Source organism: Micromonospora sp. MP36 (genome assembly GCF_008119785.1).
GTDB lineage: Bacteria > Actinomycetota > Actinomycetes > Mycobacteriales > Micromonosporaceae > Micromonospora.
Genome location: NZ_VSFA01000014.1, coordinates 51,995 through 72,178 on the forward strand (window position 1 = coordinate 51,995; position 20,184 = coordinate 72,178).

21 protein-coding genes are annotated in these 20,184 nt (G+C 73.4%); 7 read left to right on the forward strand and 14 right to left on the reverse strand.

The window, feature by feature from the left end:
• Positions 1–100: 100 nt before the first annotated feature.
• Complete coding sequence (locus FXF52_RS14110) at positions 101–577, reverse strand: hypothetical protein (RefSeq protein WP_255471938.1); 477 nt, start codon at positions 575–577, stop codon at positions 101–103.
• Positions 574–1,554: a DNA polymerase III subunit delta gene (holA, locus tag FXF52_RS14115; protein WP_148797388.1), complete on the reverse strand. Its 981-nt coding sequence runs from the start codon at positions 1,552–1,554 to the stop codon at positions 574–576. Before holA ends, FXF52_RS14110 begins: the two co-directional genes overlap by 4 nt.
• A 218-nt stretch (positions 1,555–1,772) precedes the next feature.
• Between holA and FXF52_RS14120 the strand changes: the two genes are divergently transcribed.
• On the forward strand, positions 1,773–1,952 hold the full coding sequence (locus FXF52_RS14120; RefSeq protein WP_148797341.1) for a hypothetical protein: 180 nt from the start codon (positions 1,773–1,775) through the stop codon (positions 1,950–1,952).
• 128 nt (positions 1,953–2,080) lie between these two features.
• Positions 2,081–3,421 (forward strand): hypothetical protein, encoded by a 1,341-nt coding sequence (locus FXF52_RS14125; protein ID WP_148797342.1) that lies wholly within the window; start codon positions 2,081–2,083, stop codon positions 3,419–3,421.
• 177 nt (positions 3,422–3,598) lie between these two features.
• On the opposite strand, the gene FXF52_RS14130 is transcribed toward FXF52_RS14125, so the two are convergent.
• From FXF52_RS14130 to nadD, 6 genes are all read right to left on the reverse strand, one after another.
• On the reverse strand, positions 3,599–4,345 hold the full coding sequence (locus FXF52_RS14130; RefSeq protein ID WP_222870513.1) for an alpha/beta fold hydrolase: 747 nt from the start codon (positions 4,343–4,345) through the stop codon (positions 3,599–3,601).
• A 5-nt stretch (positions 4,346–4,350) separates the two neighbouring features.
• Positions 4,351–5,127, reverse strand: a complete 777-nt coding sequence (locus FXF52_RS14135; RefSeq protein WP_148797344.1) for an SDR family NAD(P)-dependent oxidoreductase — start codon at positions 5,125–5,127, stop codon at positions 4,351–4,353.
• Positions 5,128–5,239: 112 nt separating this feature from the next.
• On the reverse strand, positions 5,240–6,091 hold the full coding sequence (locus tag FXF52_RS14140; RefSeq protein ID WP_148797345.1) for a DegV family protein: 852 nt from the start codon (positions 6,089–6,091) through the stop codon (positions 5,240–5,242).
• Between the two features lie 48 nt (positions 6,092–6,139).
• A complete protein-coding gene (locus tag FXF52_RS14145; RefSeq protein WP_148797346.1) occupies positions 6,140–6,769 on the reverse strand; it encodes a histidine phosphatase family protein in 630 nt (209 codons plus the stop codon).
• The gene (gene rsfS / locus FXF52_RS14150; protein ID WP_073838283.1) at positions 6,766–7,170 is read right to left on the reverse strand and encodes a ribosome silencing factor; all 405 of its coding nucleotides are present in this window, start codon (positions 7,168–7,170) and stop codon (positions 6,766–6,768) included. The genes FXF52_RS14145 and rsfS overlap by 4 nt, the downstream gene beginning before the upstream one ends.
• Positions 7,171–7,279: 109 nt before the next feature.
• Positions 7,280–7,876, reverse strand: a complete 597-nt coding sequence (gene nadD, locus FXF52_RS14155) for a nicotinate-nucleotide adenylyltransferase (RefSeq protein WP_073838284.1) — start codon at positions 7,874–7,876, stop codon at positions 7,280–7,282.
• Positions 7,877–8,027: 151 nt separating this feature from the next.
• Between nadD and FXF52_RS14160 the strand changes: the two genes are divergently transcribed.
• The gene (locus FXF52_RS14160) at positions 8,028–8,675 is read left to right on the forward strand and encodes a PadR family transcriptional regulator (protein ID WP_148797347.1); all 648 of its coding nucleotides are present in this window, start codon (positions 8,028–8,030) and stop codon (positions 8,673–8,675) included.
• Positions 8,676–8,878: 203 nt separating this feature from the next.
• Complete coding sequence (locus FXF52_RS14165) at positions 8,879–10,084, forward strand: NAD(P)/FAD-dependent oxidoreductase (RefSeq protein WP_148797348.1); 1,206 nt, start codon at positions 8,879–8,881, stop codon at positions 10,082–10,084.
• A 76-nt stretch (positions 10,085–10,160) separates the two neighbouring features.
• Here the strand turns inward: FXF52_RS14165 and pepN are convergent, their stop codons facing one another.
• Positions 10,161–12,677: an aminopeptidase N gene (pepN, locus tag FXF52_RS14170; RefSeq protein ID WP_148797349.1), complete on the reverse strand. Its 2,517-nt coding sequence runs from the start codon at positions 12,675–12,677 to the stop codon at positions 10,161–10,163.
• 66 nt (positions 12,678–12,743) lie between these two features.
• Here pepN and FXF52_RS14175 point away from each other — a divergent pair, with 66 nt between their 5' ends.
• On the forward strand, positions 12,744–12,962 hold the full coding sequence (locus FXF52_RS14175; RefSeq protein ID WP_148797350.1) for a DUF397 domain-containing protein: 219 nt from the start codon (positions 12,744–12,746) through the stop codon (positions 12,960–12,962).
• 7 nt (positions 12,963–12,969) lie between these two features.
• Here FXF52_RS14175 and FXF52_RS14180 read toward each other — a convergent pair whose 3' ends face one another.
• Positions 12,970–13,365 (reverse strand): hypothetical protein, encoded by a 396-nt coding sequence (locus FXF52_RS14180; protein WP_148797351.1) that lies wholly within the window; start codon positions 13,363–13,365, stop codon positions 12,970–12,972.
• A 242-nt stretch (positions 13,366–13,607) separates the two neighbouring features.
• Here FXF52_RS14180 and FXF52_RS14185 point away from each other — a divergent pair, with 242 nt between their 5' ends.
• The gene (locus FXF52_RS14185; protein WP_255471940.1) at positions 13,608–14,492 is read left to right on the forward strand and encodes a hypothetical protein; all 885 of its coding nucleotides are present in this window, start codon (positions 13,608–13,610) and stop codon (positions 14,490–14,492) included.
• On the opposite strand, the gene tnpB is transcribed toward FXF52_RS14185, so the two are convergent.
• Both tnpB and FXF52_RS14195 read right to left on the reverse strand, forming a co-directional pair.
• On the reverse strand, positions 14,479–15,855 hold the full coding sequence (tnpB, locus tag FXF52_RS14190) for an IS607 family element RNA-guided endonuclease TnpB (protein WP_148797352.1): 1,377 nt from the start codon (positions 15,853–15,855) through the stop codon (positions 14,479–14,481). The genes FXF52_RS14185 and tnpB overlap by 14 nt on opposite strands.
• Positions 15,852–16,436: an IS607 family transposase gene (locus FXF52_RS14195; RefSeq protein ID WP_148797389.1), complete on the reverse strand. Its 585-nt coding sequence runs from the start codon at positions 16,434–16,436 to the stop codon at positions 15,852–15,854. Before FXF52_RS14195 ends, tnpB begins: the two co-directional genes overlap by 4 nt.
• 75 nt (positions 16,437–16,511) lie before the next feature.
• Between FXF52_RS14195 and FXF52_RS14200 the strand changes: the two genes are divergently transcribed.
• The gene (locus FXF52_RS14200) at positions 16,512–16,889 is read left to right on the forward strand and encodes a cytochrome P450 (protein WP_255471941.1); all 378 of its coding nucleotides are present in this window, start codon (positions 16,512–16,514) and stop codon (positions 16,887–16,889) included.
• Here the strand turns inward: FXF52_RS14200 and FXF52_RS14205 are convergent.
• A complete protein-coding gene (locus tag FXF52_RS14205; RefSeq protein ID WP_148797353.1) occupies positions 16,861–19,371 on the reverse strand; it encodes an ABC transporter permease in 2,511 nt (836 codons plus the stop codon). The genes FXF52_RS14200 and FXF52_RS14205 overlap by 29 nt on opposite strands.
• Positions 19,365–20,099, reverse strand: a complete 735-nt coding sequence (locus tag FXF52_RS14210) for an ABC transporter ATP-binding protein (protein WP_148797354.1) — start codon at positions 20,097–20,099, stop codon at positions 19,365–19,367. The genes FXF52_RS14205 and FXF52_RS14210 overlap by 7 nt, the downstream gene beginning before the upstream one ends.
• Positions 20,100–20,184: the final 85 nt, after the last annotated feature.

Below are 20,184 nucleotides of genomic sequence, written 5' to 3' on the forward strand. Positions count from 1 at the left end.
TCCCGGGGCAACCCGCCCCGGGACTTCCGGCTGTCTGCGTTTCCGGCAGCGTCTGGTGAGCGCCCGCCGCCGACGAGGCCGGGGACGGTTTGCGGGTCGGTCAGTGGGACGGGTCGGGGCGGGCTGGATCGGGCCAGCGCTCCCCCGCACCGGGGCGGAGCAGCGGGTCGCCGGTGCGGGCCGCCCAGGGCGACGGATCGCCGGTGCGGTCCGCGCCGGGCAGCGCCCGGGCCGTCGACGGCACGCGGGCCCGCCCGACCACCGGCTCGATCTGCCGACGGAAGCGGTTCCGTTCCTGCTCCGGCACCTGCGCCGCGGTGCGCATCACCACCTCGGCGACCATGTCGTTGAGCTTCACCATCGCCGCCACCGCCGCCGGTAACACCAGCACCGCCCACCAGGTGACCAGCTCGGCGAGGGCGAGCAGCACGGCGAGCGCCATCGTCCCCTCGAAGAAGAGGAAGCAGAGCACCCCGCCCGGGTTGACGAAGCGCAGCCCGAGGACGCGGGCGTAGAGCGGGCGGTACCGCTCCTCGTCACTCGGAATCGTCGTCCACGACCGGGCGGGTCGGGTCACCGGGCGCCACCCTGCCGGGCCGCGGCGACCGAGAAGACCGCCCGCTCCAGCGCGTACGCCCGGTCGTCGGAGCCGCCCTTGACGGCCGCGTTGCACTCCGCAGCCGCCCGCATCGCCGCCACCAGGCCCTCCGGTGTCCAGCCCCGGCCCTGGCGCTGGGCCCGCTCGATCTTCCACGCCGGCATGCCCAGGCTGCTGGCCAGATGGTACGGGCTGCCCCGCCCGGCGGAGGCGACCCGGGCCACCGTGCGGACGCCGTCGGCGAGCGCGTCGGCGATCGGCACCGGGTCGACGCCGACGTGCAGCGCCCAGCGCAACGCCTCCAGGGCGGCCGGGACGTCGCCGACCATCGTGGCGTCGGCGACGGTGAAGCCGGTCACCTCCACCCGGCCCCGGTAGTAGCGGGCCACCGTGTCCGCCCCGATCCGCCCGTCGGTGTCGGCGACGAGCTGCGCGCAGGCGGCCGCCAGCTCCCGCAGGTCGGTGCCGACGGCAGCAATCAGCGTCTCGGCCGCGTCCTCGGTGCACTTCCCCCCGCTGCGGCGGATCTCGTCCCGCACGAAGGCCACCCGCTCCCGGTGCCCCTTGAGCTTCGCCGCGGGCACCACGGTCGCGCCCGCCGCGCGCAGCCCGTCGGCGAACGCCTTCCCCTTCGCGCCACCGAGGTGCAGCACCACGAGCTGCACGTCCGGATCCGGGTTCTTGGCGTACGCCAGCAGCGCGGTGACCAGGTCCTTCCGGGCGTCCTGGCCGGAGCGGAGCACGAGCAGGCGGCGGCCGCCGAAGAGCGAGGGGCTGAGCATCTCCGCGATCTCGCCCACGGTCAGGGAGCCGGCCTGGTACTCGCGGACGTCCACGTCCGGGTCGACGCTGCGGGACCTGGCGACGGCTTCGGCGACCGCTCGCGTGGCGAGCAACTCCTCGTCGCCGAGAACGAGCAGAATGGAGGGCAGGCTGGCGGGGGTCACGTCGCCCATATTCGCACGGCCCCCGACCGGATCGTGCCTGCTCATCGGCGACTGTGATGGCACAGCCCGCAGAGAGCGCGAATCCAGGCATTTGAGTCAATTCACCCGCTATCCCAACAAGCTGCTTTGATCCGCAGACGTCAGCGCGGCTTTCGGCGGCCCGGCCCGACGTCCCGGCCACCACGGCGAGGCCGGGGCCGTCCCGCACCGCGGCGGCGTCCCCGTCCGTGTCGGTCCGCAGCACCCCGGGCGCCAGCCCGGGTCAGCCGGGCCAGCAGGCCGGGGTTGGCGGCCCCGGCGTCGAGGTCGAGGGCGACGACCGCTTCCAGGCCGCCGTCCACGGCTACGGCTTCTCGACGGACCCGCAGTTCCAGGCGGACGAGTTCAGGGCGGCGTGCGCCGCGTAGGAGGGCGGCGAGACGCAGAGGCCCGGTCACCTCTCGGTGACCGGGGCCTTGTCGTGCCGGGACGCGGGCGCGGCACCCGGGCCCGCCAGAATGGCACCTGCCGCGTAGGACGTTCACAGGAGGGCGCGATGGCGAAGAACGAGCTGATCGTAGGAGAGCCGCGCCTGGGCTGGTTCGTCGACGACCCGGATACTCGGCGCGTCCCGGTGATGCTGCGCGACACGGGGACGGTCGTCGAGCTCACCGTCGCGTTCAAGGGGTTCGGCGGCGACGGCGAGCACTCGCGGTGGTGGTCGAGCGACGACGTGATGTACATGGACGATCCCGACCGCACGAAGCACCGCTACGCGCCTCCGCGGGCGCTCGTCGTCGAGGACGTGCTGGGCAGGGTCGTCCTGGTCGGCTGCCGCGCCGCCGGCTCCGGATGGAACGCGGCCGTCGGCCAGGGCAGGATCGTCGCGACCTACGCCGTCCTCGGAGGCAGGAGCCCCGACTACGAGAAGATCCACGGCTTCCGCACCGAGGTCCCGGCGCTGGCCGCCTGGACCCGCCTGAGCGGCATCGAGGTCGAGGCCGGGACGGACGATCGGACTGGGTGGAAGTCCGTCGAGATGAAGCTCTCGAACGTGGAGCCCGTCGCGCTCGCCGCGGCGATGAACCTCACGCTGGCGTCGCACTGGCAGACGACCCGCGGCGACGGGCACGGCGAGTTCCACGTGCACGAGACCATCGAGCTCGAGACGACCGTCGACGAGGCGCGGAGCTGGGACGACCACATCGCCGTCCACGGCGCGGTCGTGGAGCTGGCGTCGGTCGCAGCGTGGCATCGGTTCGGCTTCGCGGCCGTGAAGGCGGCGGGGGCCGAGGACCGCATCCGCAGCGCCACCGGCGAGGACCTCGGCCCGCGCTGGCTGGAGGTCTCGACCCACCAGCTGCAGCGGCACGAGCCCTGGTCGAGCGAGCCGGCGTTCCTGTTCCCCTACGGCGAGGTGGGCCCGAGCGGGGTGGAGCGGTGGCTGACCCTTCGGACGGACTACGCCGAGGCCCTCGAGCCGCTGCTCTCGATCCTGCGGACCGACCGGCCGTGGAGCAACGCCAGCGTCGTGCAGAGCGGGATCGCGCTGGAGAAGCTCGCCTACCTGATCGACATCAACAAGAACGGCAAGGCCAACCACAACTCGTACGGCCGGATCCACTACAAGAAGGGCCTGCACATCATCCTCGACGACATGGCGGTCAAGCCGTTCGACGATGCCGAGGGCTGGATCACCCGGGCCGACGCCGCGTACATGGCCCTCAAGCACCACGACCGCCCGATGCCGGACACGCTCGAACTGATGAACACGCTCCGGGAGAACATCCTGGTCCTGCGCTTCTGGATCGGTCTCCAGCTCGGCGTGACCCCCGAATCGCTCGTGGACGGGCTCGCGCGGGACGACCTGGCTCGCGAATTCGTGCTCCTCGAGTGACGCGACGACCGGGCTCCGGGTGTCCTGGAACCGGTGTCCGGACAGGACACGTAACGGCGGACACCTGGACAGCGTGCCCGGACACCTACCGTCCGGGCGCGATCTAGGATTACCGACGATTCCTAATCAAGTTGGTCAGCCTGTGGACAGGGTTCTCCCCTGTGGACGAGCGCCTGATCAGGCCCGAACCGTGCTATCAGGCGGGGCGTAGGGCGACAGTTCGCGGGCGAACCGGCGTACCGCGTCGGTGACCGCCGACGGGGCGTCGAAGTTGGCGAGGTGTCCGGCGCCCGGGACCAACTCGATCCGGGTGCCGGGGCGGGCCCGGGCGAACTCCTGCTCCCCGGAGCGGAAGAGCCGGTCCCGTTCCCCGTTGAGGATGAGCACCGGGGCGCGCACGGCAGCCACACTGGTCGCGTCGAACCGGCCCATGACGTCCCGCCAGGCGATCGGCAGGGTGTGGAAGGCGTAGCCGTCGGCGATGGTGGCCCCGACGACCTCCGGTGGGTACAGGCGGCGCAGCAGCCGGTCGTTCCACGCGGTGAGCCGGACCGCCGGCAGCCGCGCGACCAGCGCCGCCACCAGCCGGTACGGCACGGTCAGCGGCCACGTGGTGGCCACGCTGGCGCCCATCAGCACCAGCCCGGCCAGCAGGTCCGGGTGCCGTCGGGCGACGTGCAGCGAGACGTACCCGCCGAGCGAGTGCCCTACCACCAGAGCGAGACCGGCGTCGAGGTCCTGGATCGCCTCGGCCACCACGTCGGCGGCCCGGTCCAGGTTCCACGCCTCGGCCGACCGGCGGCCGTGCCCGGGCAGGTCGACTGCGGCCACCGGGAACTCGGCGGCGAGAGCGGCCAGTTGCGGCTGCCACTGGCCGCGCGCGAAACGGGTGCCGTGCACGAAGACGATCGGTGGTCGGTCCACGGTTCTCACCGTGCCTCGGGGTCGATGCCGAGGGCCGCTCGGCCGCCGTCCACCGGCACGGTCGCCCCGTTGACGAAGCCGGCCCGCTCCGACAGCAGGAACGCCACCACGTCGGCCACCTCCCCGGTACGCCCGATCCGGCCGAGCGGGTGCAGCCGGGCCAGCTCTGCGGTGATCCACTCCGCCTCGGCCGGTTCCCGTCCGGCCAGGAAGGCGGCGTGCCGCTCGGTGTGGATCGAGCCGAGCGCGACGGCGTTGGTCCGGACGCCCCGGATTCCGTACTCGACGGCGAGCGAGCGGGTGAGCCCCTCGACGGCGGCCTTCGCCGTGGCGTACGGCAGGGCGCCCGGCACCGCCCGACCGGCCTGGTGCGAGGAGACGTTGACGATCGCGCCGCCGGTGCCGGCGGCGAGGAACCGGCGTACCGCGGTGGCGGCGCCGACCACGGCGGGGCGCAGGTTCCGGGCGATCAGGTCGAACACCTCGGCCACGGGCGCGGTGTGCAGGGCGGCGTCCCGGAACACGGCGGCGTTGTTGACCCAGCCGGCCAGCGGGGCGGCCGACTCGGCCAGGTCGGCGGCCCGCCCAGCGACGTTCTCGTCGGCGGCGTCGCCGAGCACGGAGCGCAGCCGGTCGGCGGCGGGATGGTCGGCCAGCCAGCGCAGCGCCTCGCCGTCCCGTTCGACGACCACCACGGTGCCGCCCTCGGCGGCGAGGCGTTCCACGATGGCCCGCCCGACGCCCCGGCCCCCGCCGGTCACCACGTACGACACGAGCGTCATTCTGCCGGGCAGGCGTGGCCGCCGCTGTCGTGAAGGCCACTGCACATCGGCGATGTGGCGGTGTCCGGGCGCACCGGATACCGCCAGATCGCCGAAGTGGCGGCAAGAGAGGTCACGCCGGGCGGCGGTGGACCACCACGCAGGCCAGGCCCGGCCCGGCGTGCGCCGCCACGACCGCCCCGGCCTCGGTGACGTACGTGTCGTGCAGGCGGTCGCCGAGGCGCTCGGTCAGCGCCGCGACCAGTTGCTCGGCGCGCTGCGGGGCGGCGAGGTGGTGCACGGCCAGGTCCACCTCGGCGTCGCCGGCCGCCTCGACGGCCAGGTCGACCAGGCGGGCCAGGCCGCGGCTGGCGGTGCGGACCTTGTCCCGGACGACGATCGTGCCGTCCGGCATGTGCATGATCGGCTTCACCGACAGCGCGGTGCCGAGGAGCGCCTCGGCGGCGTTGATCCGGCCGCCCCGGCGCAGGAACTCCAGGGTGTCCACGTAGAAGAAGATGGTGGTCCGGGCGATGGCGTCGACGGCCGCCTGGCGTACGCCGGAAAGGTCCGCGCCCCCGGCGGCGGCCGCGGCGGCGGCGAGCGCCGGGAAGCCCAGTCCCATCCCGGTTGAGCGGCTGTCCACCACGGCGACCCGGTCGCCGAACTCGGCGGCGGCCAGCCGGGCGGCCGCCACCGTGCCGGAGAGTTCGGCCGACAGGTGCACCGAGAGCACGCCGTCGGCGCCGGCGGCGAACAGCTCCCGGTAGACCTGCGCGAACTGCTCCGGAGCGGGCCGGGAGGTGCTGGCCGTGACCCGCCGCCCGCTCAGCGCCCGGGTGGCGTCGTCCGGGAACGTCTCGACCCCTTCCCGCCCTTCGGCGCCGTTGAGCACGACGGTCAGCGGGACCACGGTGAGCCGGTGCGCGCGGACCAGGTCGGGCGGGAGGTAGGCGGTGGAGTCGGTGACGACCGCGACGGGCATGACCGGCACGCTAGCCGATGCCGGCCCGGCGCGCCCGCGCCGGATGACTCAGACCGCGTCGGTCAGCGCCGGCTGCGTGATGAGCCCGACGTTGTGCGCGCGCAGGTGCCAGCCCCGGACGTCGTCGTGGCGCAGCTCGGTCCAGTGGCAGTTGGCCAGCGAACCGACGGCGCGCAGGACGGCATGGTCCCAGCCGAGCAGGTGGCCGACGCCCTGCCGGGCGCCGCCGCCGTGCGTGGTCACCACGACCGTGCCGCCGACGGCCAGGTCGGCCGCGTCCTGCATGGCGGCGCCGAGGCGCTTGCCCAGGTCGTCGAGGTGCTCGATGCCGGCGCCGGGGTCGGGGTCGCCGGCGCGCCAGCGCGCGTACTCGTCGGGGAAGCGCGCGGCGACCTCGGCGAGGGCGAGGCCCTGCCACTGGCCGAAGTGGCGCTCGCGGAGCCGGGCGTCGGCGCGTACCGGCAGCCCGGTCAGCGCGGCGAGGGCGGCGGCCGTGTCGGCGGCCCGGCGCAGGTCGCTGGAGACGATGGCGTCGGGACGCAGCGCGGCCAGCACGGGCGCGGCGGCGCGGGCCTGCTCACGACCGAGGTCGTTGAGCGGGACGTCGGTCTGCCCCTGGACCCGGCCGGCGGCGTTCCAGTCGGTGTTGCCGTGCCGCCAGATGATCAGGCGGGTCATTCCGCGCTGGCGGTGCCGGCGGTGGAGTCGGCCAGGTCCCGGTCCACGAACGGGATCTGCGGGCAGTCCTTCCAGAGCCGGTCGAGGGCGTAGAACTCGCGCTCCTCGGTGTGCTGGACGTGCACCACGATGTCGACGTAGTCGAGCAGCACCCAGCGGCCACCCCGCTCGCCCTCGCGCCGGACCGGCTTGGCCTTCTCCGGCAGCTCCAGCAGGCGCTCCTCGATGGCGTCGACGATGGCGAGCACCTGGCGCTCGTTCGGAGCGGCGGCCAGCAGGAACGCGTCGGTGATGGCGAGCTGGTCGCCCACATCGATGATGACGATGTCCTGCGCCTTCTTGTCGGCCGCGGCCTGGGCGGCGGCCATCGCCAGCTCGTGAGCGCGTTCGGAAACTGTCACCGTTCTCCTTCGATCAACCGTGCGACCCTCCAAGCCTCTCACACCAGGTCGCGCGACGACTTGTCAGTTCTGGCCGATTACCCGGACAAACGCTCGCATTCGGGGGGAATCACCGCTGATAAAGGCGCCGCTTGGCGATGTACTGCACCACACCGTCCGGCACCAGGTACCAGACCGGCTCACCCCGGGCCACCCGGGCGCGGCAGTCGGTCGAGGAGATGGCCATCGCCGGGACCTGCACCAGGCTGACCGTGTCGGCCGGGAGGTGCTTGTCGGAGAGTTCGAACCCGGGGCGGGTCACCCCGATGAAGTGGGCCAGCTCGAACATCCGGTCCACTTCCTTCCAGGACAGGATGCGCTCCAGCGCGTCCGCGCCGGTGATGAAGAAGAGCTGGACTTTCGGGCCGTACTCGGCGTGCAGGTCGCGCAGGGTGTCGACGGTGTACGTCGGGCCGCCGCGGTCGATGTCGACCCGGCTCACCTGGAACCGGGGGTTGGAGGCGGTGGCGATCACGGTCATGAGGTAGCGGTCCTCGGCGGAGCTGACCACCTCGTCGGCTTTCTGCCAGGGCTGGCCGGTGGGGACGAAGACGACCTCGTCCAGGCCGAACCGGTCCGCCACCTCGCTGGCCGCCACCAGGTGACCGTGGTGGATCGGGTCGAAGGTGCCGCCCATGATCCCGATCCGCCGGATGTCTTCCTCCACCACGCGATCGTAGGCCGGTGCCGGGCGCCGGCAGCCTCGGCCCTTGCCGGCACCGGCGCCCCGGCAGAGTTCCGTACGGTCTTCCCCGATCGTCCGGTCGGCCATATACTCGTCTACGAGTAATCGTCAGCGAGCATTCGTGGAGGACGACATGTCGGGACGGCGGAAGGTCGGCAACCTGCTGGCCCTGGCCGTGCTGTCCGCCCTCGTCCAGCGGCCGATGCACCCGTACGAGATCGCCACCACGCTCCGCGGCTGGGGCAAGGACCAGGACATGAGCATCAAGTGGGGGTCCTTCTACACCGTCGTCCGCAACATGGAACGGCACGGCCTGATCGCGGCGGTGGAGAGCGTCCGCGCCGGGCGACGCCCCGAACGCACCGTTTACCGCATCACCGACTCCGGTCGGACGGAGCTGGTCGACTGGACCCGCGAGCTGGTCTCGACCCCGGTCGCCGAGCAGTCCCGGTTCCGGGCCGGCCTGTCGGTGCTCGCCGTGCTGCACCCCGACGAGGCGACGGCCCTCCTGCGCCGGCGGCTTGAGCTGCTGGAGGAGGAGCTCGGAGCCGAACGCGCCACGCTCGCGGAGCACCTGCGCACCCTGCCGCGGCTGTTCCTGGTCGAGTCGGAGTACGACGTGGCCCTCCGCGAGGCGGAGGTGGCCTGGATCCGCGCCCTGCTGGCCGAGCTCACCTCGGGCAGCTACCCGGGCCTGGACGAATGGCGGGCCTTCCACGAAACCGGCGTGCTCCCGGCAGAGCCGGGCGCGCCCGGGGAGAGGAGCGACTCCGCACCGTGATGGGCGGCCCCGGCACGGTGCGCCAACACCAGGCCGGGGCCCTCAGGGCCGGTGTCATGAGGCTCGCCCGAGCGACATGACACAGGCCCTACCTCGAACCGACACCCGGAGGCGTCCGGCCCGAAGCGGCAACCACGAGGATAGCCGGACTCCCCTCCAGGTCGGTTCGTCCGCACGACAACCGACGATCCCTGGGAGGAACCGTGAGCAGAGTGAAGACAGCGATCGTGATCGGCGGCGGCGTCGCCGGACCGGTCACCGCGTTGGCGCTGCACCGGGCGGGCATCACCGCCACCGTGTACGAGGCGTACCTGAGCATCACCGACGGCATCGGCGGCACGCTCGCGCTCGCGCCCAACGGCGTCGCGGCGCTGCGCACCGTCGACGCGGACCGGGCGGTCACCGCGATCGCCACCCCCATCACCCGGACGGTGATGGCGGTGGGCCGCAAGCGCATCGACCTGCCCGGCCTGGCGGGCCTGCCGCCGTTGCGGGTGGTGCACCGCAACGAACTGCACCGCGTGCTGCACGACCGCGCCCGCGCCGAGGGGGTGGTGGTCGAGCACGGCAAGCGCCTGGTCGGCGTGCGAGAGACGGGCGACGGGATCACCGCCGAATTCGCCGACGGCAGCCGGGCCACCGCGGACGTCCTCATCGGCGCCGACGGCATCCGGTCGACGGTGCGCACCCTGATCGACCCGGACGCCGCCGGACCCAAGTTCACCGGGCTGCTCGGCTTCGAGGCGGTGGCCCGGCACGAGGTCGAGGCGGAACCGGGCACCATGACCTTCGCCTTCGGCCGGGGTGGCTACTACCTCTACTGGCCGGAGCCGGGCGGCGGCACCCGGTGGGGCGTCAACCTGCCCCAGGAGCGGCCGATGAGCCTCACCGAGGCGCAGGCGGTGCCGGCGGCCGACTGGCTGCGGACGCTGCGGGCCGCGTACGCCGACGACGACCCGGGTGCCGACCTCATGCGCACCAGCCGCGAGGACGAGCTGCAGGTGGTCGGCTCGCTGCACATCATGCCGCCGGTCCGGCACTGGCACCGCGGGCGGATGGTGCTGGTCGGCGACGCGGCGCACGCGCCGTCGAACAGCTCCGGCCAGGGCGCCTCGCTGGCCATCGAGAGCGCCGTGCAGCTCGCTCGCTGCCTGCGCGACCTGCCCGACCTCCCGTCCGCGTTCGCCGCCTACGAGCACCTGCGGCGCGATCGGGTGGAAGGGATCGCCGCGCGAGCGGCGAAGGTCAATCGCACGAAGGCCCCCGGCCCGGTGGCCCGGGCGCTGATGCCGGTGCTGATGCCGCTGCTGATCCGGATCGCGATGAACCCGGAGAAGACACTCGGCCCCGAGCAGCGGTACGTCATCGACTGGGACGCCCCCGTGACGCCGGCTCCGGCCGCACGCTGAACCCGCACCGTGGGTGGTGCACGCCGGGTGCGCCACCCACACTCAGCCGACCCGATGTGGGGCCGGGCGGGACGGGTCAGGCCGTGCCGGCGGCCACCGCGGTGCGGGCCACCAGCGCGCGGCGCAGGTCGTCGTCGAGGTCGACGACCCGCCGGCGCAGGCCCGGCGTGAGGTCGTCGCGGGCCAGCAGCGCCGCGGCCAGGTCCCGGGTGGACTGCGCCACGGCGTAGCGGGGGAAGGCCAGGGTGGCGACCCGGTCGGCCGTCCAGGGGGTACGCAGCCGCGCCGCAGCCGGCATCTCGGCGAAGTACCGCTCGACGTACCCGGCGGTCAGCTCGGCCTGCTCCGGCTGCCAGAAGCCCTCGGCGGTCGCCTCGACAAGGCGGTTGGAGAGCTCGGTATTGCTGGTGATGATCTCCCAGGCGGCCCGCTTGGCGTCGGCGTCGGGCAGCGCGGCCCGGCAGCTCGCGGCCCGCTCGGCGCCGGTGGCGCTGCGGTCGGCGGCCGCCTCGGCGGCGATCTCCGGCTCGCCGGCCGCACCGAGCACCACCAGCCGGCGCAGCAGCGCCCAGCGCAGGTCCGCGTCCACGGCCAGCCCCTCCGGTACGCCGTCGCCGGCCAGCCAGCGGGCGAGCAACCCGGCGTCGGCGGTGGCGCCGATCAGGCCGCGGGCCGCGGCGAGCTGCAGCGACTCCCCGGCCGGAGCGCCGGCCAGCAACGCGGCGCACGCCTCGCCGATCCGGAGCAGGGCCGCGTCCCGGGCCAGCGGCTCCAGGTAGCGGTCGACCAGGTTGCGGCTGAGCGTGAGCACGTCCTCGGCGATGATCACCTCGGTCTCGGCTGGCAGCGCCGCCGCGATGAGCGAGACCACCGAGGCCACCGGACGCTCACCGTCGGTGGCGGCGTCCAGGGCCTCGCCCCAGAGCAGCGCCCGGGCCAGCGGGTCGTCCAGCCCGGGGAGCAGCATCGGCACCGCGTCCGCGGAGGCGGGGTCGAGCCGGATCTTGGCGAAGGTGAGGTCGCCGGCGTTGGGCAGCAGCAGCCCGGTGGCCGGCTGCCCGATCAGCTCGCTCAGCCCGGTGCGGCCCTGGTCGGCCTCCGGGTCCAGGTCCACCTCGAAGCGGTGCACCGGGGCGTCCGGGGCGTACCGGGCCACGCCGATGCGGTGCGGGCGCAGCACCGGGTACGCCTCCGGCGCGGTCTGCACCACCGCCGCGTCGGTCCACCGCCCGGCGGCGTCCACCGCGGTCACCATCCGCAGCGTGTTCACCTGCGGGCGGCGCAGCCAGCGCGCGGCCCAGTCGGCCAGGTCCCGCCCGCTGGCGGTGCTGAGGCTCTCCAGCAGGTCGGTAAGGGTCGCGTTGCCGAACCGGTGCTTGGCGAAGTGCGCGTTCAGGCCGGCGAGGAAGGCGTCGTCGCCGACCCAGGCGACCAGCTGGCGCAGCACGCTGGCGCCCTTGGCGTACGAGATGCCGTCGAAGTTGAGCAGGGCCTGGGCGGCGTCGGTCACCTCGTCGGGGGCCACCGGGTGGGTGGAGGGGCGCTGGTCGGCCGCGTAGCCCCACGCCTTGCGGCGCATCGCGAAGGTGGTCCACGCCTGGTCGAACCGGGTGGCCTCGGCGGTGACCCGGGTGCCCAGGTATTCGGCGAAGGACTCGTTCAGCCAGAGGTCGTCCCACCAGCGCATGGTGACCAGGTCGCCGAACCACATGTGCGCCATCTCGTGTGCGATGGTGGTGGCCCGCAGCTCCCGCTGGCTGTCGGTGACCGCGGAGCGGAAGACGTAGTCGTCCCGGAGGGTGACCAGACCCGGGTTCTCCATCGCGCCGGCGTTGAACTCGGGCATGAACGCCTGGTCGTACTTGCCGAACGGGTAGCGCTCGGCGAAGAGCTGGTGGAACCGGTCGAAGCACTGCCGGGTGACGGTGAAGATCTCGTCGGCGTCGGCGTCCAGGTGGGCGGCCAGCGACCGCCGGCAGTAGAGGCCGAGCGGGATGCCGTCGTGCTCGTCGTGCCGGACGTGCCAGGGGCCGGCGATCAGCGTGAAGAAGTAGGTGGCCAGGGGCTCGGTGGGGGCGAACTCCCAGCGCCCGGGTGCCGGCCGGTCGGCGAGCTGCCCGTTGGCGGCCACGGTCCACTCCGGCGGGGCGGTGACCGAGAGCGTCACCGGCGCCTTCAGGTCGGGCTGGTCGAACGCGGCGAAGATCCGCTGCACGTCGTCGAGGAAGGACATCGCGTAGAGGTAGGTCTCGCCATCGGCCGGGTCGACGAACCGGTGCATGCCCTCGCCGGTGTTCGAGTACGCCATCTCGGCGCTGACCGTCAGCGTGTTGTCCGCGGCCAGCCCGGTCAACGGCAGCCGGTTGTCGTCGAGGAGGGCCGGGTCGAGATCCCGGTCGTTGAGGCGTACGCCGAGGAGTGTCACGGGTTTGACCTCGGCGAAGGTCTCGGCCCCGGGGGTCGCCCGGAAGCGGATCGTGACGGTCGAGCGGAACCGCTCGCCGGCACCGGTCAGGTCGAGGTCCACCTGGTAGGACTCGACGGTAATCAACGCGGCACGCGCGGTCGCCTCTACACGGGTCAGGCTCGGCATCCGCTTATCCTGCCCGATGGGGATCCGAACGGAGTCCCCGGTGACGCGTGGCGATGGAGGAACACAATGGGTCAGCACCCCAAGGGCGACTTCGACCTCTCCCGGGCGGTCTGGCAGCGGGCCGAGGGGGACAGCTCCGACGGCGCGGTCGAGGTGGCCTTCGTCGACGAACTGATCGGGATGCGCAACTCCGCCGAGCCGGACGGGCCGGTGCTGGTCTTCACCCAGGCCGAGTGGGACGCCTTCGTCGCGGGTGCCCAGGACGGCGAGTTCGACCTGGACTGAGCGGCGGTCAGTCACCGTCGCCCCAGCCCAGGCCGCCGGGGCCGGGCGCGTGGTGGAAGCCGGGGTGACCGGCCACGTCCGCGCAGCGCTCGCCGTCGGGCCCGAGCGCCCCACAGAACAGCCGCTCGGCGCGGTGCCAGGCGTCAGCCGGGGAGAGCGCCGCCGCGCCGAGCGCCAGCTCCGGGCGGAGCAGTCCCAGCGCCTCGGCGTACGCGACGGCCAACTCCCGGGCGAGGGCCGGATCGGCCGCCTCGAAGCCGAGATGCACGGTGAAGAACCGGGGCGGCCGGGCCCCGGACCGTCGGGGCGGCGCGATCAGCGGCTCCGCGCGGTCGCCGCGGCGCGCGCTCAGCCCGGTCACCGCCCGCCGCTGCCGCCAGTGCATCGCCCTGTTGTCCCGCATACGCCCTCCCCGTCGCCGGTGCCCGCCGCCGGTCGTGCCCGACGGATCCACGACCGGCCCGCTGCCGGTCCCGCACTGAGCGAACCAGCTTTTCCGCTCCCTGGGAGGGGCCAGCCCGGCTGCTCCTCGCTGGCCCCTCCCCCGGCCGGCCGCAGGTGCTTCGGCAGAACGCCCGAACGGGCGGATTCACCGCCCCGACCCCGGGTAGAAGGCACCGTCGCCGAGCGCCGCAGGAGCAGCAGATGACCATCCCCACCGACCGCAGCCCGGACAGCACCCTGGCCTTCCTCCGCGAGGGCTACCGGTTCGTCGGGGACCGCTGCGACCGGTACGGCACGGACATCTTCGGGACCCGGCTGCTGCTCGAGCCGACCGTCTGCCTGCGGGGCCGCCCGGCCGCGGAGCTCTTCTACGACAACGACCGGTTCGTCCGCCGGGGGGCCATGCCGCTGCGGGGGCAGCTCACTCTCACCGGGGTCGGCGCCGTCCAGGGGCTCGACGGTGCGGCGCACCGGGCGCGCAAGGCGATGCTCATGTCGATCATGACGGCCGCCGCGATCCGCCACCTCGGGCAGCTCTTCGACGACGAGTGGCGGGCCCGGATCCCGGGCTGGTCGGGAGCCGGCCCGGTGATGCTCTTCGACGAGGTCGACCGGCTCCTGACCCGGGCGGTCTGTGCCTGGTCGGGGGTGCCGCTGACCGGCTCCGACGAGGCGCGCCGCACCGCCGACCTGCACGCCATGATCGACGCCCCAGTCGCGGTGGGGCCCCCGCACTGGCGGGGGCTGCTCGCCCGGCGCCGCGCCGAGCTGTGGACCGGCGACCTGATCGAGCGGGCCCGCACGGGGGCCCTGCCCGCGCCGGAGGGCAGCGCCCTGCGGGTGGTCGCCCAGCACCAGGACGAGCAGGGGCGCCCGCTGCCCCGCCGGATCGCCGCGGTGGAGTTGCTCAACATCCTCCGCCCCGCCGTCGCGGTCGGGCGCTTCGTGATGTTCGCCGCGCTGGCCCTGCACGACCATCCGCAGTGGCGCGAACGGGGTCCGCGGCGACGACGCGGCCACCGAGAACTTCGTGCACAGGGCACAGGAGGTACGCCGCTACTACCGTTACCTGTCAGTGCGCTCTAGCGACTGATCGGCATGTCCCGCCTTGCGGTGGGACGGTCCCGGTCTTATCCGCTTGAGCGGTGCCGGGTTGACGTTTCACGGCCACCGGCCCGCCGGGGCGGGTCTTATGGTCGGCTCCACGTCCTGCCACCGGGCCACTCCCGGCGGTGGTTGCCTCACGCGCGAGCGCGGCGAGGTTACGGGCGGCGTTCACATCGCGGTCGAGGGTCAAGCCGCAAGAGTCGCAGATGTAGGTTCGGACACGCAGCGGCAGTTTGGCTTTCACCGCGCCGCAGTCCGAACAGGTTTTGCTGGAGGGATACCAGCGGTTGGCCACGATCCGCCGGCCGCCGTTCCATTCAGCCTTGTACGCCACCTGTCGGCGGATCTCACCGAAGCCGGCGTCGGCGACCTGCCGGGCTAGCCGCCGGTTGCGCAGCATGCCGGCCACGTTGAGGTCTTCGACCACGATCGTGCCGTACTCGCGAGCGAGGCGGGTGGTGAGCTTGTGCAGGCCGTCACGGCGCAGGTTCGCCACCCGCGCATGCGCCCGGGCCACCTGCCGCCGCGCCCGTTCCCACCGCCTGGATGGCTGCTGACCGGTACGCCGGTCCGGCCCGACGCGCCGGGACATCTGCCGGGCCAGACGCCGCATCCGCTGGGCCGCCTCGTCCAGGTGCCGGGGGTTGGGCACCATCTCGCCGGTGGACAGCACCGCCAGGTGGGTGATCCCCACATCGACGCCGACCACCGCCCGCGGGCGCGTCGGGGTGCGCTCGGCCCGCTCGACCTCGACGCAGAACGCGACATGCCACCTGCCGCCGTCACGGCGCACCGTCGCGGACAGGATCCGGGCCGTGCCCGCCTCCAAGCGGCGGGCGAGTTTACGGGCGGACTCGTGCAGCTTGAGCCGGCCCAACCGGGGCAGCACAACATGCCGGCGGTCCGGCTCCACCCGGATCGCACCCGTGGTGAACCGCACGGACGGTGTCGACCGGCGGCGGGACTTGAACCGCGGAAACCCCACCCGCGGCCCGGCGCGTTTCCCGGCCCGGGAGTCGGACCAGTTCTTCAAGCCGCGCGCCAGGTTGTCCAAGCCGGTGTTGAACGCCTCCTTGGAACACTCAGCCCACCACGGCGCCACATCCGCCTTCGCCTGGTTCCACGCCTTGCGCAACGCGGCGAGATTCCACCCGACGGCCGCAGTCAGCAGTTCCTCGGGCGTGCCGTAGGAACGTTCCGCGGCACGCTGATCCATGACCGCCTTCACCCTGGCCAGGCCCCAGTTGTACGCCACCCTGGCCGCGCCCGCATGCGCCAGCACCGCCCGCTCCTGCAACGGCGTCAGATCCAAAGCAAACCGGTACGCCTGTAACGCCTTCACAACGGCGGGTCCTCTGTGGTGGCGGCCTCGACCGCCCGGCGCACCCGATCCGCCCCAGCCCGACCGCCGTACAGACGCACGCACAACAAGGTCAAGATCTCCGTGACGTCCCGGACCAGGTCGTCGTCAACCTCCGCCGGGTCGACCACCAACAACTTGCGCCCCTGCGCGGCCAGCGCCGCCTCCACGTACTCGGCACCGAAACGGGCGAACCTGTCACGGTGTTCCACCACGATCGTCGTAACCGCCGGGTCACGCAGCAGCGCGAGGAACTTCTCGCGGCCCCCGTCCAGCGCGGACCCGACCTCAGTCACCACCTGCGACACCGGCAGGTCCCGCCCGGTCGCCCACGTGACGACCCGAGCGACCTGCCGGTCAAGGTCAGCGCGCTGGTCGGCGGACGAGACCCGGGCGTACACCACCACCCGCTCGACGCCAGCCGAGGCAGCAGGCAGCGGCTCACCCACCATGATGAGTCGACCCAGCCGGTACGTAGGAACAGGCAGCGTCCCAGCCGCGTACTGCCGCCGCGCGGTGACATACGCGATGCCCTGAGACGCCGCCCACTCCTTCAAATTCACCCGATCACCATAGCACGCTCAAGGACGCCAGAGACCACCCAATCGAGAGCAGTTGTTAACCCCTTCTTCCCCCTGGTGGCCGCGCGGGTGCGGCGCTCCTTCGAGTGGCAGGGACACTGGTTCCCCCAGGGTCGCCGGGTGCTGCTCGACCTGTACGCCACCAACCACCACCCGCAGCTGTGGCCGGAGCCGGAACAGTTCCGGCCGGAGCGGTTCATCGGCTGGCGGGGCGACTCGTTCAGCCTCATCCCGCAGGGCGGTGGTGACCATTTCACCGGCCACCGCTGCCCCGGCGAGTGGCTCACCATCGAGCTGATGAAGCAGGCGGTCAGCAACCTGACCTGCGCGATGAGCTACCGGGTCCCGCCGCAGGACCTGGCGCTCGACCTGGCCCGGATGCCCACCCAGTTGCCCTCCGGGTTCGTCATCGACGGCGTCCGCCGGGCGGAGTGAACCTCCGGCCGCGCGCGGGAGCCGGCCGCCGTGGCCCGGGTCGCCGTCGACCGAGAGCGGTCAGTCCAAGCGCGGCCGGCAGCACCGAGCTGAGCAGCGCGACGAGTGCCGCGGCCGCCACCATCCCGGCGACCGGCTGCCCGGGCAGCACGACCGCTGCCGGGCCGACCAGTTGCAGTAGTGCCACCCACAGGCCGCCGAGGGTGAGTCCGGTGACGCCGCCGGCGAGCGTCACGCCCAACGCCACCACGAGGAGGGCCTCGGTGGCGACGATCCTGAGGATCTGGCGCGCCGTCGCGCCCGCCAGCCGCAGCAGGGTCAGGTCGCGGGCGCGGTCCCGGGCCGCCATGAGCATGGTGCCGGTGATGGCCAGAATCGCGTAGAGCAGCGCGATTCCGAGCACCACCCGCAGCCCGATCGCGCTGGCCCGGTTGCGGTGCGCGGCGGTCGCGTTCGACCATTGGTCCGGTGTGGTCAGGGTCGCTCCCAGCCCGGCGATCGCCGCTCGCAGGGCCCGCTCCGTCGCCGCCCGGTCGACGTCCGTCGGCAGCTGCACCTGTATGCGCTCGGCGAGCGCGGCGCCGGCGTAGCGGCCGGTCAGGTAGGCGCCGTTGCCGCCCGCACCGTCGCGGATCACCGCCGCGACCCGTAGCGACACGGGAGTGCCGTCGCCGAGCCAGATCCGTACCGGTTCGCCGACCCGGCGGCCCCATTCCTGGTCGACGACGATGGTGTCGTCGCGCAGATCGTCGAGGGATCCGTCGAGCACCGGGAGGGCCAGCAGGTCGAGCGGGGCGTCCCCGGTCGTCGCGTGGGCACCGTGCCGGATGAGCGCCTCGCCGTCCTCCACGTCGTACACGGAGGTCGGGTAGACCACCCGGGTTCGCAGGCCGGGGATCTGGCGTACCCGGTCGACCACCTCTCGGTTGAGGCCTGGCGTACCGGCGGGCAGGACCAGGTAGTCGCCGGCGAGCTGCGCCCGCCGCTCGACGGCTCGGGCCTGGTCCACGGTCGCGGTGGCCGAGAGCAGTCCGGCGGCCAGGCCGACGGTGAGCAGTACGGGTGCGGCTGTCGCGGCCGTGCGCCGGGCTGCGGTCAGCACGGTCTGGCCCACCACTGTCCCGGTGACGCCGCCACGGTTCGCCAGCGGGCCGGCCAACAGCCGCGCCACGCGCGGTACGAGCACCGGGGCGAGCAGCGCGAAGGCCACCACCAGCAGCATGATCATGGGGATGTACTGCTTGCGTTTCAGCGCATCGGCCGGCGTGTCGAGCAGCGGCCAGAGCAGCATGGCCAGGGCCCCGACGAGCACGCCGAGTCCGCCGATCCAGCGCCCCACGCTCATCGCCGCCGATTCGACCGCGGCCTGGCGGATCGCCTCCACCGGCCGGATCCGTCCGGCCCGCCAGGCGGAGGAGCAGACTCCGACCAACGCGGCGGTCATCCCCAGTGTGAACGCGATGACCAGCGGGGTCGGGGACTGGGACGCGGTGAACCAGGGCGGTGCGAGGCCGAGCTCGACCAGCCAGCCGGCCAGCCGAGGGCCGCCGAGCCGGGCCAGCTGCCAGCCTGCGGCGGACGCCAGGAGCGCGACGACCGTCGCCTCGGCGAAGATCAGTCGGCGTACCTGTCCGGGGGTGGCACCGGCCATCCGGAGCAGGGCGAGCTCCCGCCGGCGCTGGGCCAACGCGTACGCGAACGTGCCGGCGACGACGAAGATCGAAACGAAGACCGCGACGCCGCCGGCCGTACCGGCGAGCGCGTTCGCCGCGGTCAGCGCCTCGGCGTCGCGGCGCAGGTCGGGATCGAGTCGGCGCAGCCCTGACCCGGTGTGCAGCACCGCGTCGGCACCGATGGCCTGTCGGACGCGCGGCGCGGGTGCGGACACCACCAGCGCGTCGATCCGGGGCGAGATCCGCGCGGCTTCGGCGTCGGTGAAGAAGACGGCGCGTTCGAAGGGCACCGCGGCGGTGACTCCGACCACCGTGTACGCGCGGGCGCCCGCGCCGCTCAGCACGGTCACCCGGTCGCCGACCGCGGCGGCCCGCTCGGCGACCACGATCTCCCCGGCCGCCGCCGGTGGGCGTCCGGCCAGCATCCGGTACGGCGTGACGGCGGCCGCCGACCACGGATGCCCGACCTGGTCGGCACCACCGTCGGGGAGTTGGGCGTAGAACGTGCGGTCGACGACGACCGGCCCGAGCGCGCCGAGGCGGGCGACCAGCTCCGCCGGCAACCCGCGCGGCTCGGCCAGGGGCCTGGCGGCGGGGCCGTTCACGGTGGTGACCCGCAACTCGTCGACCGGGCTGACCACCGCCGGCGCGGCGGCGTACCGCTGGGCGGGCCGTGGCGGCGCGGTGAGCGTACCCCCGATGACCTGGCCGGTCGCGCCCACCAGGCCGACCCCGACGGCGAGCGCGATGAAGGTGCTGACGAGGGTGACCCACCGGGTGACGAGGGTGCGTACGGCGAGGCTCAGCACGCGGCGACCTCCAGCCGGGTCATCCGGGCGGCGACGGTCTCGGCGGTCGGTGCGGTCAGCTCACCGACGAGCCGGCCGTCGGCGAGGAACACGACCCGGTCGGCGTGCCCGGCGGCGACCGGGTCGTGGGTCACCATGATGATCGTCTGCCGCTGGGTGTCGACGAGCTCGCGCAGCTTGGCCAGTACGTCCCGGCCGGCGCCGCTGTCCAGGGCGCCGGTCGGCTCGTCGGCGAACACCACTGCGGGGCGGGTGACCAGCGCGCGGGCGATGGCGACCCGCTGCTGCTGACCCCCGGACAGCTCTCCGGGCCGGTGGCGTTCCCGCCCCGCCAACCCCACGTCGGCGAGCGCCCGGGCGATCGCGGCGCGGTCGGGTCGCCGTCCGGCCAACCGCGCCGGCAGTGCCACGTTCTGCGCCGCGGTGAGCATCGGCAGGAGGTTGAACGTTTGGAACACGAACCCGATCGACTCCCGCCGTAGCAGGGTCAGCCGCTTCTCGCTGAGCCCGGTCAGCTCCACACCGGCTACCACGACGCTGCCGCTGTCCGGCCGGTCGAGGCCGGCCGCGCACTGCAGCAGCGTCGACTTGCCGGAGCCGGACGGACCCATGATCGCGGTGAAGGTCCCGGCGGCGAAGCCGATCGTCACGTCGTCGAGCGCGGTGACCGCGCCGGCCCCGGTGCCGTACGTCCGACGCACGCACCGCAGCCGCACTGTTTCATCCATGTCGGCAAGCACACCGGTTCGCCGAGGCCGGGGCAGTAGGTCACGGTCGACTCTCGGGGTAGAGCTTCTGCTACCCGCACCCTCG

Bases quoted from the DNA above. Each gene is read 5' to 3' on its own strand.
- holA (WP_148797388.1), bottom strand. From the start codon at position 1,554: ATGGGCGACGTGACCCCCGCCAGCCTGCCCTCCATTCTGCTCGTTCTC.
- FXF52_RS14125 (WP_148797342.1), top strand. From the start codon at position 2,081: ATGGCGAAGAACGAGCTGATCGTAGGAGAGCCGCGCCTGGGCTGGTTC.
- FXF52_RS14135 (WP_148797344.1), bottom strand. From the start codon at position 5,127: ATGACGCTCGTGTCGTACGTGGTGACCGGCGGGGGCCGGGGCGTCGGG.
- FXF52_RS14140 (WP_148797345.1), bottom strand. From the start codon at position 6,091: ATGCCCGTCGCGGTCGTCACCGACTCCACCGCCTACCTCCCGCCCGAC.
- FXF52_RS14145 (WP_148797346.1), bottom strand. From the start codon at position 6,769: ATGACCCGCCTGATCATCTGGCGGCACGGCAACACCGACTGGAACGCC.
- FXF52_RS14160 (WP_148797347.1), top strand. From the start codon at position 8,028: ATGTCGGGACGGCGGAAGGTCGGCAACCTGCTGGCCCTGGCCGTGCTG.
- pepN (WP_148797349.1), bottom strand. From the start codon at position 12,677: ATGCCGAGCCTGACCCGTGTAGAGGCGACCGCGCGTGCCGCGTTGATT.
- FXF52_RS14175 (WP_148797350.1), top strand. From the start codon at position 12,744: ATGGGTCAGCACCCCAAGGGCGACTTCGACCTCTCCCGGGCGGTCTGG.
- FXF52_RS14180 (WP_148797351.1), bottom strand. From the start codon at position 13,365: ATGCGGGACAACAGGGCGATGCACTGGCGGCAGCGGCGGGCGGTGACC.
- FXF52_RS14185 (WP_255471940.1), top strand. From the start codon at position 13,608: ATGACCATCCCCACCGACCGCAGCCCGGACAGCACCCTGGCCTTCCTC.
- FXF52_RS14210 (WP_148797354.1), bottom strand. From the start codon at position 20,099: ATGGATGAAACAGTGCGGCTGCGGTGCGTGCGTCGGACGTACGGCACC.